The 15,044-nt window shown below is 68.7% G+C and carries 11 protein-coding genes; 8 read left to right on the top strand and 3 right to left on the bottom strand.

Annotated elements, in window-relative coordinates:
* Positions 1-36: 36 nt before the first annotated feature.
* On the bottom strand, positions 37-966 hold the full coding sequence (locus ACFWYW_RS51040; RefSeq protein ID WP_379625000.1) for an alpha/beta hydrolase: 930 nt from the start codon (positions 964-966) through the stop codon (positions 37-39).
* Positions 967-1,126: 160 nt separating this feature from the next.
* Here ACFWYW_RS51040 and ACFWYW_RS51035 point away from each other — a divergent pair, with 160 nt between their 5' ends.
* The 3 genes from ACFWYW_RS51035 to ACFWYW_RS51025 all read left to right on the top strand — a co-directional run bounded on the left by ACFWYW_RS51035 (position 1,127) and on the right by ACFWYW_RS51025 (position 3,711).
* A complete protein-coding gene (locus tag ACFWYW_RS51035) occupies positions 1,127-2,029 on the top strand; it encodes a helix-turn-helix domain-containing protein (protein WP_379625002.1) in 903 nt (300 codons plus the stop codon).
* A gap of 137 nt (positions 2,030-2,166) precedes the next feature.
* A complete protein-coding gene (locus tag ACFWYW_RS51030) occupies positions 2,167-3,084 on the top strand; it encodes an alpha/beta hydrolase family protein (RefSeq protein WP_379625004.1) in 918 nt (305 codons plus the stop codon).
* Positions 3,085-3,225: 141 nt separating this feature from the next.
* Positions 3,226-3,711 (top strand): Tn3 family transposase, encoded by a 486-nt coding sequence (locus ACFWYW_RS51025; RefSeq protein ID WP_379625006.1) that lies wholly within the window; start codon positions 3,226-3,228, stop codon positions 3,709-3,711.
* Positions 3,712-3,930: 219 nt separating this feature from the next.
* Here the strand turns inward: ACFWYW_RS51025 and ACFWYW_RS51020 are convergent, their stop codons facing one another.
* Positions 3,931-7,632: a WD40 repeat domain-containing protein gene (locus tag ACFWYW_RS51020; protein WP_379641333.1), complete on the bottom strand. Its 3,702-nt coding sequence runs from the start codon at positions 7,630-7,632 to the stop codon at positions 3,931-3,933.
* Between the two features lie 128 nt (positions 7,633-7,760).
* Here ACFWYW_RS51020 and ACFWYW_RS51015 point away from each other — a divergent pair, with 128 nt between their 5' ends.
* From ACFWYW_RS51015 to ACFWYW_RS50995, 5 genes are all read left to right on the top strand, one after another.
* Positions 7,761-8,639 carry a hypothetical protein gene (locus ACFWYW_RS51015; RefSeq protein ID WP_379625010.1) on the top strand — a complete coding sequence of 293 codons (879 nt, stop codon included), beginning with the start codon at positions 7,761-7,763 and terminating at the stop codon, positions 8,637-8,639.
* Positions 8,636-9,166, top strand: coding sequence for a hypothetical protein (locus ACFWYW_RS51010; protein ID WP_379625012.1), 531 nt, complete (start codon positions 8,636-8,638; stop codon positions 9,164-9,166). Before ACFWYW_RS51015 ends, ACFWYW_RS51010 begins: the two co-directional genes overlap by 4 nt.
* A 493-nt stretch (positions 9,167-9,659) precedes the next feature.
* Positions 9,660-11,582, top strand: coding sequence for a tetratricopeptide repeat protein (locus tag ACFWYW_RS51005; RefSeq protein WP_379641332.1), 1,923 nt, complete (start codon positions 9,660-9,662; stop codon positions 11,580-11,582).
* Positions 11,583-11,743: 161 nt separating this feature from the next.
* Positions 11,744-12,007, top strand: a complete 264-nt coding sequence (locus ACFWYW_RS51000) for a hypothetical protein (protein WP_379625527.1) — start codon at positions 11,744-11,746, stop codon at positions 12,005-12,007.
* A 111-nt stretch (positions 12,008-12,118) separates the two neighbouring features.
* Positions 12,119-13,696 carry a serine/threonine-protein kinase gene (locus ACFWYW_RS50995; protein ID WP_379625525.1) on the top strand — a complete coding sequence of 526 codons (1,578 nt, stop codon included), beginning with the start codon at positions 12,119-12,121 and terminating at the stop codon, positions 13,694-13,696.
* A 629-nt stretch (positions 13,697-14,325) separates the two neighbouring features.
* Here the strand turns inward: ACFWYW_RS50995 and ACFWYW_RS50990 are convergent.
* Positions 14,326-14,724 carry a recombinase family protein gene (locus ACFWYW_RS50990; protein ID WP_379625531.1) on the bottom strand — a complete coding sequence of 133 codons (399 nt, stop codon included), beginning with the start codon at positions 14,722-14,724 and terminating at the stop codon, positions 14,326-14,328.
* Positions 14,725-15,044: the final 320 nt, after the last annotated feature.

The following is a 15,044-nucleotide window of genomic DNA, read 5'->3' as shown; positions in this document are numbered from 1 at the left end:
TTCGGGTGTGCTCTTCCGGCGGGTGGCAGAGGTGCCTCAGCCTCGTTCGGTGCTCGGGGCGGCGAGGTTCCGCGTGAAGAACGGCGTGGCCTCCGCGATGGCGCGCTCGACGTACTTCGGCACGTCGTAGAAGTCCATGTGGGCGCCGCCCTCGACGATCACGAGCTGCTTCGGGCTGCGCACCCGGCCGTGCAGAGCGGTGGTGTGCCACAGCGAGCCCGCCTCGCTGCCGGCCACCATCAGGATCGGCTGGGTGAGCAGGTGCTCGACCAGGTGGAAGGCGTCGAAGGCGAAGATTTTGGAGATGCTCTTGGTGAAGAGCTTCGTGTTTTGCGCGTTCGGATGCTGGGCGCGCGGCGTCAGGTAGTAGTCGTGCGCTTCGACCAGGTCGCGCGGGGTGTTCTCATCGGGCGCCGGAGGGACGTACGGGATCATGGCGACGTCGACGCCCTGTGCCTCGGCGGTGCGCTGGCGGGCGGCCGCCTGCAGCGTCGCCACCGCTGCCGAGTCGGGGTCGGCGCCGTACCAGCCGTTGCGGTAGGCGGGGCCGATGTTGAGGGCGCTGACCGTGGTGACCGCCTTGATGCGGTGGTCGGTCATCGTGGCGTTGACGGCGTAGGCGCCACCGGCGCAGATGCCGAGGACGCCGATCCGCTCGGCGTCGACGTAGGCGAGCGACTGCAGGTAGTCCACCGCGGCCCGCACGTCCTCGACCCGTGCCGCCGGGTCCTCGAGGAAGTGCGGCTCGCCACCGCTTTCGCCCTGGTGGGAGGCGTCGAAGGCGAGCGCGACAAAGCCCTGCTCGGCCAGTTTGGCCGCGTACAGGCCGGCGGTCTGCTCCTTCACGCCGCCGCCGGGGTGGACGGTGACGATCGCGGGGTAGCTTTCCCGCGGGTCGAAGCCGGCGGGCAGGTAGAGGTTGCCGGCCATGCTGATGGGGCCGTTGGCGAAGGTGATGGTTTCCACGGGATCGCTTCCGTTGCTGGTCGTAGGGATGGATTCCGGCCGGTGGGCTCGGTCCTCGCCATCCAGACTGGCGGCTCGCCCCGATGTGGGGGAGAGTCTGGCTATCGGGGGGACCACCAGCCCCTGTCTCCTTCTGCGGAGTGGCGCCTAACCTGGGGTTATGCAGGTTGCCAAGGACATCAAAGACTTCTTGATGACCCGCCGTGCGAAGATCACGCCTGATCAGGTGGGGTTGCCGTCGGGCGGGCGCCGCCGGGTGGCCGGGCTGCGGCGGGAGGAGGTCGCGCTCCTGGCCGGGGTGAGCGCCGAGTACTACGTCCAGATCGAGCGCGGGCACGTCGCGGGGGTGTCGGAGGAGGTCCTGCATGCGATCGCCACAGCCTTGCGGCTCGACGAGGCGGAGACCACGCATCTGTTCGACCTGGCGCGAGCGGTCAAACGCGGCAAGATGCCGGAGCGGGACAGGAAAGCCGGGCAGCCGGTCCCGCCAGGGGTTCAGGCGCTCATGGACGCGATGGTCACCGCCCCGGCGATCGTGCAGAACGCACATCTCGACATCGTGGCCGCCAACGCGCTGGGCCGTACCCTCTACGCGGGCGTCTTCGAACGAGCGTCCGGGCAGCCGAACCTGGCCCGATTCGTGTTCCTCGACGACCACGCCGCACAGGTGTTCCCCGACTGGGAGCAGGCCGCCGACGTCGTGGTCGCGCTGCTGCACATCGAAGCGGCCCGCTCGCCCTATTCCAAGGCACTCACTCAGCTCATCGGCGACCTGGCCACCCGCAGCAGGCAGTTCCGCACCCGCTGGGCAGCCCACGACGTGCGCACCCACGAACGCGGCGTCAAACGGTTCCGCCATCCCGCGGTCGGCGATCTGACGCTCAGCTTCGAGGCATTGGAGATCGCCAGTGCCGCCGGCCTCACCCTGATCGGCTACACCGCGCACGCAGGCTCGCCCGACCAGCAGGCCCTGCAGTTACTCGCCAGCTGGATCGCCACCGAGCGGGGCGCGGGCCCGCGCCGCGGCGTCAACGCCGCGGCGCCGTCACCCTCACCCGAGTAGACGCTCGCCCGCCACCCGTGAGCCCCTGCCGGGTATGACAACCTTTGGCCAACCCTGACCCTTTTTCCGGGATCGTGTGCTGCCCCGTGGGCATGGACCATTGGGATCGTGTCAGCAAGGCTCGGGGAGAGATCGTCATGTCTGATGAGCGGCAGGCCCAGGCGGCGTTCGACAACTTCGTGCAGTTGTGGACCACGGGCACGACCGCAGGCCGCCGCGCGCCGATCTTGCGCCGTCCGGACGAGGTCGGCCTCGACTATGAGGACGTCACCTTTGCCTCGATGGACGGTGTGCCTTTGGAGGGCTGGTTCATCCCGGCGGACTCCGACAAGCTCGTCATCCACAACCACTTCCTGCCGGGCAACCGCTACGGCTACCCCGGCCATCTGCCCGAGTTCGGCGGGCTCGGCGGTTTCGAGGTCAACTTCCTGCCCGAGTACCGGGCGCTGCACGAGGTCGGCTTCAACGTCCTCGCCTACGACATCCGCAACCACGGGATGAGCGGCCAGGGCAACGGCGGTATCGCCGGCATCGGCCTGCTGGAGTACCGCGACGTCATCGGCTCCCTGCGCTACGCCGCCGCGCGGCCGGACACCCGGGGCATGCGCAAGGTGCTGCTGTCGGTGTGCCTGGGCGCCGACTCCACGGCCGTCGCCTGGTCGCGTCACCCGGAGGAGTTCTCCGAGATCGAGGCCATGGTCATGCTGCAGCCGGTCTCGGCCAGGCCGATCATCGAGGAGTTCGTCAAAGCCGTCGGTATCCCCGGCGGGTACGAGAAGTTCGACAAGGCGGTGCACGAGCGCACCGGCTTCCACCTGGCCGAGCAGTCACCCATCGAACACGTCAGGGCCGTCACCGTTCCCACACTCGTCGCCCAGGTCCACGACGACACCATGACCCGGCCCGAGGACGTCCAGGCGATCTACGACGCCCTGCCCGTCACGGACAAGGATCTGCACTGGATCCGTGGCACCAACCGCCGCTTCGACGGCTACAACTACTTCGGCCTGCACCCCGAGATCCCGATCGACTGGTTCAACAAGCACCTCAAGTGACGCAGGATCCCTCCCGTACGCCAGATCCGTGAGGAGCATCGGACATGACCAAGGTCGCGGTGCTCGGCGCCGGCGGGCGAATCGCCCGGTGGACGATCGGCATGCTCGCCGGCAAAGACGCCGACCTGACCTTGTTCCTCCGTGACGCGAGCCGCCTCCCCTACACGCCAGTCGCTGCCGGTCTTCGGCCTCGCGGCGCTCCTGGGCTTCGACCTGCTGCCCCGCATCCGCAACTGGCACGACCTGATCTTCTACCGGCCGGACCTGGCGACCCGGTACCAGCACATCGACTCCCTGTTCGGCGAGGAGGCGATCGACTGGGCTCTGATCGAGACCCATTGGAGCGACCTGCTGCGCACCATCACGCTTCTGCGCTATCTGTCCGACCCGGATCTCCGCGAGCAGATCACGGCGATCACCAACCGCAACGAGTCCTTCCACGGCTTCGCCGACTGGCTGATGTTCGGCGGCAAGCTGATCGGCCACAACGACCCGGACTACCACGAGAAGATCATCAAGTTCAACGAGTTGCTGACCAACTGCGCCATCTACTCCACCGCCTACCAGGCACTGACCGCGACACCGCATCACGACAGATCGCGTCCGGAAGGTGCACAGAACGCATGACGATCTTCGCGTGCTCAGGGTGCGATGCCGTACTGACCGCGCCGGTGTCACGGCCTGTGGGTAAGGCTGGCCCCGCCAGCCGCCACCTGTGACATTCCCGCAGGTGGATGGGGTGTGAGGGTTATCTACACAGGAAAACTGATCGATGACTCCGTCGTACGTTTCCTGCTCGGGTCCCGGTGTTCCATCAGTGCCTTGATCGGCCGGATGGCCTACGCCCTATCGACATGTGGGTTGGAATTTGTGAGTCGGGAGATAGGTCCGCCATTCCTGTTCCGACAGGCCGGTTGTGACACGTCGGCAGATGGCTGAGGCGGTGGCGGCAGGAGCGAGGGCGTAGGCCTGGAGCGGGACATACCGGCCGGAGAGGTAGAGGGTGCGGCCATCGGCTGCGAAGGCCAACGCCAGGACGATATCGCCCGGGGTCAGCAGCGGGGCGCCGATCGGTTGCCGCGAGGCTGTGTCCCACAGTTGCACGGTGCCTGCGGCGGATCCTACGGCCAGCACGCGGGAATCGGGGGAGAAGGCGAGTGCCTGAACACCCCTGTACGCAGAGTCGTCCGGCGTCATGGCAGGTGAGACCAGCTCTCCGAGTTGTGTGGTTCGGTCTCCGCTCCACAGAATCGTCCGGCCCGAGTCTTTGCCGACAGCGAGGTATCGGCCCTCTGGGCTGTAGCTCAAGGCCGAGGCACGGCCGGTGTCGCGAGCCTGGGCGTCGTTGGTCCCGGACCGCACATCGAGCGCTTGCCCGCCGGAGGTCGACAGGAGCGGGCGCCGAGGATGGCGAGCGAAGAAATTGCCGTAGGCAGGCGGCAGGGTCTTGACGACGGTACGACGTGCTGGATCCCACAGGCGGGCAGCCGTGTCTCTCCCCATGAGGACCAGGGAGGACGCCTCACCAGCAAAGCCGATGCCGTCCACCTCTGAGAAGGCCAACGTGTCAGTGACCCTCCTGCCGCTGATGTCCCACAGAAAGATCCGCGCCGACCCTCCTGTTTCTCCGGTAGTGCCATAAGCAAGCTTTTGTCCCGCTGAGTCGATGGAAAGCAGCGAGAAGCAGGAAACGAGTGTGTCGCGCGGGCACGGGGTCGCAGGCGCAGCGCTGTCGCGTTGGCCGCTCAGGGGTGACCACGTTTCAACCTGGATCTTGCCGGTGCCGGCCTCGGTGGCGCGGGCCAGTGCCGTGGCCCCGGTGGAGAAGTCTGCTTGCCAGGTGGCCGCTTGCTGCCACCTGGTGTCGGCGATGGCGCCCAGGTAGAGGGTTCGCACAGCCATCGATGGGGTTTCCGGGTCGACCAGATAGCGGATCAACCCCGCGTCGGTGTCGAGGCGCAAGTCGGTGATGCGCTCGCCCAGTAAGGGATGCCATTGAAGTGCAAAGCGAGGCTGGGCCGTACGCCATAGCCGGATCCCCCCGCCATCGGCTGTGGCCACGAAGGCACCGTCGCGGCTGAAGGCGACTTGCTGGATCCCGCGACGGAGGATGGAGGCCCTCTCCTTCCTCGATGATGTGTCCCACATGCGTACTCTGTCCGGCATCGGCACGGCCAACGTCCGGCTGTCGGGGCTGAAGCCCACCCAGGCGCCCCGGCAGATCTCGAGCGTCATCACGGGTGCCGGACTGACCGGCTGCTGCTTGCCGGTCTGCAGGTCCCAGAGCTGGAGGGCCTTACCCGGGATACACAGAGCAAGGAGCCGGCCATCAGGGCTGACCGTGGCATCCGGGACGAGGCCGTCCCCCATGAACCGGCGATTCAGCGTGGCATCGGAGGGGTTGGTACCGAGTTGCCACGGGGCGAGGGCCGCGCGGCGTGCGGCTTTTCCATCACGTGACAGGTATTTCTGCCATACCAACTGTCGTGTGGCGACGTCCCATAGCTGGATGCGGTACCGAGAGCCCTTGGTGCTGTAGCCGAGCAGCAACGTGCCGTTCGCGGTGAACTTCACGCCCTGATCGAAGGTGCCCAGTGCCCTGTCGTCGTGGCGACCGGTCTGGAGATCCCACACGGTCGTCTCGCCGTCATCGTCCCCGATGACGGGCACCAGGAAGGCATCGCTCGGACTTCCCGCCTGCTTCAAGCGGGTTCCCAGCCCGGGCATGCTCGCCTTCTTGGTCCGCGTCACCACATCCCAGCTGTGCGATTGTCCGGCGCCGACGGTCAGCAAGGTAGCGCCATCCGAACTGAGCCGGTGGATCGCCCCTGGCTCAGTGTCGGGAGCCGGGAACACATCTTGCTGGCGCTGGTGGGCCGCGGTCAGCAGCCCGGAGCGGGTCTCAGGAAGGTCGGCGAGCTTCCAAGCGGCCAGGTTGAGCCGCATGGCGGTGGTGGGGTCGGATTCGCGCAGGCTTTCCGCGACGCCCGCCAGACGGCGGGCGTCGCCCTCCCTCTCTCGCTGGCGGACGGCGCCGGTCTGCTGCCAGGCCAGCAGCCCGGCGACGCGCGACAGGACGAGCAGAACCGAGGCGACCGCGGTACGGCGGGCGCGGCGCCGCCGCCCGGCGGCGGCGGCCTCGAACCCGGCGGCCAGGAACTCCTGCTCGGCAGGGGTCAGCGCACGCCGGTCGGCCGGCGTGGGGAAGTGCTGCCGCGCGACCTCCAGCTGGAGCCCCCGATACAGGGCGTGCGGATCGCGGCCGAGTTCCCGCCACACCTCGGCCGAGCGCGTGAGCTGCCGATGAACGCGTAACCGCTCCCGGTCGGCCTCGATCCATTCCCGCAACCTCGGCCAGGCGGTCAGCAGCGCCTCGTGTGCCACTTCCACCCGGTCCCGCTCAATCGTGATCAGGCGCGCCTGCGCCAGGCGCTCCAGGAGGTCCGGGTCGTCCGGCTGGGCGAGGAGCTCGGACTGGCGGGCAGGACGCCGGGTGTCGGGCGTGCCCTGGCCGGGTGTGACCAGCCGCAGCAGCAGGTGGCGCAGCCGTTCCCGCCGGCCGGGGGCCAGCTCGGAGTAGACAACTTCTGCGGTCCTGGTGAGGGCTCCGCGAATGCCGCCGCTGTCCGCATAGGCCGCGACGGTGAGAGTACGGCCTTGGCGCCGCCGCCAGGTTTCCAGCAGCGCGTGCGACATCAGCGGCAGCCCGCCCGCCTCGTCACCGGCCTCCTCCAGGAGCCGGGCGGTCAGCTCGCGCTCCACGATCAGCCCGGCGGCCGCCGCGGGCTTGACGATCGCCGCGCGCAGTTCGGCCTGGTTCATCGGCCCCACCAGCACGGTGGATCCCTCGACCGCTTCGGCCAACCCGCGGTGCGCGGCGCAATGGCCGAGGAAGTCGGCTCGTACCGCCACAACCACGCGGGCGCGCGCCGTCAGCAGCGCATCGACGAACGCCGCACGCTCCCCCTGCTGCTCCCACAGCGTGAAGATCTCCTCGAACTGGTCCACGACCAGCACGTCGGCGTCGGGCGGCGCGCAGGGCTGAGCTCCCGGCGTCATCACGACGACTTCGCCCGAGCGCCGCAACCTTGGCACCAGGCCGGCTCGTACCAGCGACGACTTGCCGCTCCCCGACGGCCCCGAGATCAGCGTCAGCCGGCTCTGCCCGACGACGGCGGTCAACCGCTCCAGCAGCGCCTCCCGGCCGAAGAACAGCCCCTCGTCCTGCTCCTCGAACCTGGCCAGCCCCCGATACGGTGCCTGAGCAGTGGATTTCTCCTCCACATGCTGGCGGCTGACCTCGTTCCAGCGCTGCTCCCACTCCGCCGCGTCGCCGCCGCAGGCCTGCACGTAGGCCAGCGTCAGAGCCAGCGACGGCAGCTTGTAGCCGGCGGCCGCCTGCGCCAGAGCCGCCGCCGAATAGTGCGTCCGGGCCGCCATGACGCGATAGGTCAGGCCCGGGTGCTCCTGCCGGAGCTTGCGTAACTCCCAGGCGAAGGCCGCGATCGGGCCGTCGGCCGGATCCAGCGGTGACTCGCGCCGTCCCACCACATACCCCCCGAAGAAGTTTGTCTACGTCCATGAACGGCACTTATGGACAATTCCGCGGCCCCCAAGGCTAGGCATCGAGTCCGTCGCCCCACGGAAGGATTCCCCCATCGAAGGAGAAACTCACGATGCGGCACGTCGCGCGCTGCGCCATGACCGCCGTCCCCCTGATCGTTCTCACGGCCTGTTCTGCCCCTGACAAGCTCCCGACGCCTGCACCTGCCGCCGGCCTCACCGCCGATCAGGTCCAGACGGTCGAGCGGGCACGTGAGGAACTCATCCGCCGCTGTCTGACGAGGCAAGGGTTCACCTACGTGCTGACGCCATGGGCGGATCCGCGCGAGTCCCGGGTCATCGACGGTGTCCTCGATGACATCACCTGGGCGCAGACCTACGGCTATGGCGGGCGGATCCGGGCGAAAGCCATGGCGTACAAGCGCGACAACCCCAACAGCCGCTACCTGAAGACCCTGACCGCCAAACAGCGCGAACGCTTCGCAACCGTCCTGTACGGCACGCCGGGCGCGACCCTGTCGGTCAGGATCCCCAGCGGCCCCGTCATCTCCACCAGCAGCGACGGCTGCCTGGCGGAAGCCGACAGCTCCCTTTACGGAGACTTCAGGACGTGGTTCCGGGTCAAGACGATCACGGACAACCTCGCCCCGCGCTACCTCCCCCAGGTCTACGGCGACGCCCGCTTCCACCAGGCAGTCGCCTCCTGGGCGACATGCATGCGCGAAGCCGGCTTCGGCTACACCTCGCCCAGCGCCATCCGGGCCCGTCTGGCCTCGCTCAAGCCGGCTGAGGAGATCCGCCTGGCCACCGCCGAAGCCCGGTGCGCCCTGGCCACCCCGCTCGCGGGCACGATCCGCGATCTCAAACGGCATTACGGCGGCATCGTGCGCCGCCCATACGAAAAGGAGATCACTACCAGGAAGCAGATGGAAAGCACCGCACTGATGCAGGCACAGAAGATCGTGACGACCTCGAAAGGTGTACAACAATGAGAATGGTCCGAGTGCTCCTGGGTGTTCTCGCCCTGACGACGCTGCTGGGGCTGATCGCGCCGGCCTACGCGCAAGACAGGCCGGACAGGCCGGCCGACGTCAGCCTCACCCCGACGGACTCACCTACCAGCGAAGCGGTCGACGACCCCGAGCCGGCCGTCTCAGCCGCGGCCGCGTGCTCTGTGGGGTCGCCCAACGGGTACGTCTACATCTATCGCTACGCGAACTGCGGAGAACAGTTGTGCAGGGCGGAGGGCGATGACCTGGACTACTCCAACGACAAGGGCTGCGCGGGCAGCGACAACGACAAAGCCTCCTCGGTGGTGAACCGCGGGTTCGCCAACGGCTGGGGCGTCGTCAGGCTCTACCGCCACGCGGGCGCCAGCGGAGGGGAGTACATCTGCGTCAACGTCGGCTCGGCGGCCTCCGAGCTCTCTGACGAGAAATTCCTCGGAACCAATGTGGTGGCCGACAACCGCATCTCCTCCCACGCCTGGGTGCAGATCTGCCCGGGCTACGCCGACTGAGGACTGAGGACCTTCCGGTGCGTCCGGAAGGTCCTCATCTCACGACTACGTAGTGGGCGGGTGGAAACGCGCAGCTGGGCTCGTCGGCCGGGCGGGGCATGCTGAGCGTCCCACGCCGCCTTGACCGTGTAACAGGCCGGGTCGGCGGTGCCGTCCACATTGATGCGTGTGACGACGGAGGCCGTGCGGGCGTGGAGGCGGCGCCAGCCGGACGTCTTGCGCAGCAGTGAGAGCATGAACACGCGCCCCGCGGCATGCCCTCCAGCACCTTGACCGAGACGCCTCGCTGGAACAGGTCGTTCAGGACGATCGGAACTTCCGGCAGATTACCGGCGAGCCGATCGACCTCCTGGCCCGCGACGCCACCGGAGTGCGGTAAGGAATCCACGCTCTGCGTTGTCTGCGACCGATGGGTTTCGTCTGAACGTATGCCTGATCCGGATTCGGCGGAATGGGTTGCCCTGGGGTGGCGGGCTTGGCCATCGTGGCGGTTGTGAGTGTCCACGACGATGCCGCTTCTCCCCGTGAGCCCGTAGGTACGCGGGTGGAGGCGAGCGGGCCGCGATCGGCCGCGGTGCGGGGCAACTCGGGCACCATCGTCACCGGTGACCTGCACGCGGCGCGGCGGCCGCCCCTGCCTGCGCCGGCTCAGATCGAGGCGCCCGCCGGGCTGCTGGGATTGCCGCGCCGTCCCGCACCGTGGTTCGTCGGCCGCGATGAGGCTCGGGCCATGCTGGCGGCCACGCTTGAGGCCGGAGCCGGTGCGGGGGTGATCAGTCAGGCGGTGGTCGGGCTCGGCGGGATCGGCAAGAGCGAGCTGGCCTTGCAGTACGGCTTCGCCCGCCGTCTGGACTACGGACTGGTGTGGTGGATCGACGCCGACAGCCCGGCCCAGATCCAGATCGGCCTGGCCGGGCTGGCGCGGGCGCTGGTGGCGGGCAGCGATTCGGTGGCGGCCGGGCAGGCGTCGCCCGAGGAAGCAGCCGCCTGGGCGATCACCTGGCTGGCCGGCCGTACCGGCTGGCTGCTGATATTCGACAACGTCGAAGAACCCACCCACGTCGAGCCGTACCTGGCCAGGCTGACCAGCGGGCATGTGCTGATCACCACCCGGCGTGATGTCGGCTGGCGGCAGCTGGGCGCCACCCCGCTGCGCCTGGACACGCTGCCTCGCCCGGCCTCGATCCGGCTGCTGGGCGATCTGATCGGCCCGCCGCACGCCGCCGACGCGGCCGTGCTGGGCGAGCTGGCCGAGGAGCTGGGTGACCTGCCGCTGGCGCTGACCCAGGCCGGCGCCTACATCACCGTGACTCCGCGCTGTACACCGGCCGGCTACCTGCGCCTGTTGCGCCGGGTGCCCGAGCGCATGCTCGCCACCGCCGCCGTCGGCGGGGACGCCGAGCGGGTGGTGGCCAAGGCATGGGAGGTCAGCCGCGCCCGCGTCGCAGAGCAGAACCCGCTGGCCGAACGCCTGCTGCAGTTGCTGGCCTGCTACGCCCCCGATCACCTGCCCGCGAGCGTCCTGGCCGGCGCGGACGATGATGAGCAGGCGGTCAACGAGGCCCTGGCTCTGCTGGCCTCCTACAGCCTCATCACCTTGACCACCCACCCCGCCGATCCGATCACCTCGGGCGGCGACCACGACGTCGACGACGGGGAGAGCGTGAGCATCCACCGGCTCACCCAAGCGGTCATCTGGCACCAGCTCACCACCACCCAGCGCGACCAGACCCGCACCCGCGCCGCCACCCTGCTGGACCTGGCACTGCCCGCCGATCCCGAGGCCCGCGCGAACTGGCCCCGCTACCTCCGGCTGCTCCCCCACACCAGCACCATTACCCCACCCGGCTCGCACACGATGAACAAGGTCATCGACTTCGCGGGCGCCAGCGGCGACTACACCACCGCCAAGACCCTGCAACAGGCCCGCTACACCGCCCAAGCCGAAACTCTCGGTCCTGAGCACCCCGGCACGCTGACTGCCCGCGCCAACCTCGCCCACTGGACGGGCCGGGCGGGGAACGTGGCGGCCGCGCGCGCCCTGTTGGCCGAACTCCTGCCCATCAGCGAACGCGTCTTCGGGCCCGAGCACCCCGACACGCTGACCGACCGCGCCAACCTCGCCCGCTGGACGGGCCAGGTGGGCGAGGCCGCAGTCGGCCGCGCCCTGTACGCCGAGCTGCTGCCCATCCGCGAACGCGTCTCCGGTCCTGAGCACCCCGAGACGCTGATCGCCCGCGCCCACCTCGCCTACTGGACGGGGGAGGCCGGCGACGCCGCGGCCGCGCGCGCCCTGTTGGCCGACCTGCTGCCCATCCGCGAACGCGTCCTCGGTCCCGAACACCCCGAGACGCTGACCGCCCGCGCCCACCTCGCCTACTGGAGTGATCAGGCGGAGGCTCGGAGGCTTCATTAAACGATCGATCAGTGACGATGATCACGCCGGAACGCCGACCTGGGGCGGAGATCTTCAAAAACTCGCTTCAACAACCGGCTTGCGGTGTCGTCGTGATCTTGCCGAGCCTTCCGAGGGCCCACTATGGTCAGCAACACCCATGAATGTACTTTGGAGTCCGTTTGACCTCACGCCTTTCCTTGCTCGTCTCGGTGGTTCTGCTGCTACCCGCCGTCTCCTCCTGCTCAAAGGGCTGGACCAACTCCGAGGTCGGAACGTGCTTCACGACGAGGGGCTACGACGTCGTCGACTGCTCCTCACCTGATGCGGGCCGCAAACTGCTGGGGATCCTGGAAGGTCCATCGCTCAGCGTCGGCGACTGCCCCAACGGCACCTCCGTCATACGGGAATACGACGGCAAGGGCTTCTGTATCGGGTCGCCGTGACGGCCTGCGTTCGCTTGGCGTGCGAACGGGCTCGGCTCGGGCCGGGGCGGGGATCTGTATGATCCTCCCGCTTTGAGACTGGAAGGTTTTCACGGGAAGGGACAGGGCGTCATGCGCGCAACAGGGCTGTCTGGGCCGTCGTACATAGGCCCGTTCCTGACGGTGGCCGAGCTCGGGCGTGGCGGCATGGGGCGCGTTCTTCTCGCCGTCGCCCCCGACGGTCGTCTCGTCGCGGTCAAGCAGGTGCACCCAGAACTGGCCGAGGACGCCGGGTTCCGGGCGCGGTTCCGACGCGAGGTGGCGGCTTCGCGCAAGGTGTCCGGTGCGTACACCGCCGCCGTGCTTGACGCTGACACGGAGGCGCAAGCACCCTGGCTGGCCTCGGTGTTCGTGCCCGGCCTCGCGCTGAGCCAGGCCCTCGACGCCGCGGGCCCGTTGCCCGAGGAAGCGGTAAGGCTGCTCGCGGCGGGTCTCGCGCAGGCGCTGATCGACGTGCACCGGGTGGGTCTGGTCCACGGCGACCTCAAGCCGTCCAACGTGGTGCTCACCAAGGACGGGGTTTGCGTCATCGACTTCGGTATCGCGCGGGCAGCCGAGGGACACACGAAGCTCGCCCACACCGGCGCCATGGTGGGCTCGCCGCCCTTCATGGCGCCGGAGCAGGTGCAGGGTCTGCCGTTGACCGGCGCCGCCGACGTGTTCTCGCTCGGCTCGACCCTCGTGATGGCGTGCACAGGCAAGCCGCCGTTCGCGGGTACATCGGTGCCGAACGTGCTCTACAACGTCGCGCACTGCGCACCGGACCTGGACGCGGTGCCGCGGGCGCTGCGGTCGTTCATTGAGTCATGCCTGGCCAAGGACCCGGCGGAGCGTCCGTCGCCGCTGGAACTCCTCACCGCGATCGGCACGGTGACGCCCACCTCCTGGCCGTGGCCCGAGGCGGTGCACCGGCTTGCGGCCGAACAGCAGGCGGGGATCGATCAGTTGGCCGCCGGCCCCGCTGCGGCCGGTGCCCCTGCCCTCACCGCGCCCCGTCGCAAGCGTGCGTGGTGGCTGGCGGGGGCCGTCGCGGCCGCGGCGGTGGTCATGGTGGTGTCCACGGTGGCCGCCTTGAACGTCCTGCCCCTGTACGGCGACGGCGGCCAGACGAGCGCGCTTCAGAGGAAACCGGACGCCAAGGAGCCGAGCGAGAGCGAGACCATCCCGACCCCCGGTACGACGCCCCTGTCGAAGGTCGGCGACAAGTACACGCAGCGGGTGCCGTCGTGCAAGGAGGCCACGGGCAAGGTGGAGGTGCCCGCAGACTACGGAAGTCCGAGCGGCAACCTCGAGGCTGTCGGTGAGACACCGAAGGAGTCCAACCGGTGCTTCTGGAAGAACCAGCACGGAGACAAGATCATCGTCTCCTGGGATCGCCACCTCTCACAAGACGGCAAGACCGGAGCGGAGCTGGCGAAGGAGCACTACGAGAGCGGTTACGCCTCCGCCCGCCAGTCGTACGAGCGCGCTGACGCCGGTGTCGGTGAGGAGGCGTACTGGCAGCGGGGTATGGCCAATCTGTACGCCCGGGACATCAACCTGGAGCTCAACGTCATCGTGGACAACAGCCGATACTCCGACGAGGAGGCCAGGAACATCGCCAAGGCCGCAGGGAAGTCGGCCCTGAAGCTGGCGGAGTCCCGGCGATGAGAACGCCGCAACCGACGCGGACGCCGAAATACCGCGGTTGGCGCTGCGCCGCCGCTGGACGTGGAAGTGCGGGCCCTCGTGCCAGCAGCCCACAACGACAAGGACAACGCGATCCGGCCCGCGCAGGTCTTCTCGGTGTTGAACGCCCGGCCCGCCGCGCGTAACCCCGCCAGATACGCCGACGCCTCGACATGCAGAGCGAAGTCCTCATCGACCCACCACACCGCCCCGTCGGCGGCCGACGCCCGCTCAGCCCTGTACGGCTGGACGTGCACACCAGGCATGACCAACATGCCTTACTACCCCCGGATATCGGTTTGGCAAGGACACCCCACGCTACTTATCGAGCAGGCCTAACCGCAGAGAGTCACCCAAGATAAGCCCGCGCTCGGGTAGAGCTGCGTACCGCTGGTCGGTCGTGCAGGTGATCAAAGCGGGGGCCGTCGCGACTGGTCCGTGAGCCACAGTGAGGGTCCGCGGGCGGATTTACCTCCGCCCGCGTTCAGCAGGTGGTGACCGCCTGCCCATCGGGGAGAAGGGACACCATCGCCCCGTGATAGTACTCGAGCGCCTCATCGCCGATCAATGATGTGCCTCCTCTGCAAGCCACCGAGATCGACTAGATCATCCTACGCCGGTGTAGTGCGGCGAGCCGGTGTTGATATTGCCCGGCCAGGGTCGTGGCTGCCCTGGAGTTCGCCGGTGAGGAACTGCAGGCCGATGTCGGCGGCCTTGAGCTGTTCGGCCGGCGCCGCCAGTTCCAGGCCGCGGCCCAGCCGTTTGTGCTCGTGCACCACGAGGGTGACCGCGACGCCGGTGGCGCGCAGCTCGCGCGCGAGGGCGACGGCCTTGTCGAGCTCGGGCCGGGTGGTGGCGCGGGTGGAGATCTTCTCGGCGAAGACGCGCGTGACGCCGGCGGCCGCAAGGGAGTCGAGCTGGGTGTCGAGCGACTGGCGCACGGTGGAGGCGCGGGCGTAGCCGACGCGCGCGTGCCCGGACGTCTCGGCGCCGGCGACAGGGCGGGGCAGCTCGCCCAGACGGTGCCCGGCTTGCGCACCGGCGGCACGGCGACGCTCAACGCCTTGGCCAGATGAAGCACCAGCCGGAAGCGGGCGGTGTGGTAGCCGATGGCCGCCTTCCCCTTGCCGGTCCGGCACGGGGAGCCGGGCCGGGGCGGCGCAGGCCGACATCGGGCAATCACGGGCCTCGACCCGGAGGAAGTGTCGATTTCCGTAGTCCTCTGCACTGATTCCCGAAGTGCTCTGCACAAGCGGTAGAAGGCCCTCGTCGGACTTCCCACCCGGACGCAACACCGCAACCCTTACGTTGTGCCATTCACTGGCACGGG

This window comes from Nonomuraea sp. NPDC059023 (assembly GCF_042740095.1).
Lineage (GTDB): Bacteria > Actinomycetota > Actinomycetes > Streptosporangiales > Streptosporangiaceae > Nonomuraea.
Note: the sequence above shows the minus strand (reverse complement) of the source record. Positions and strands in the feature narration are given on the sequence as shown.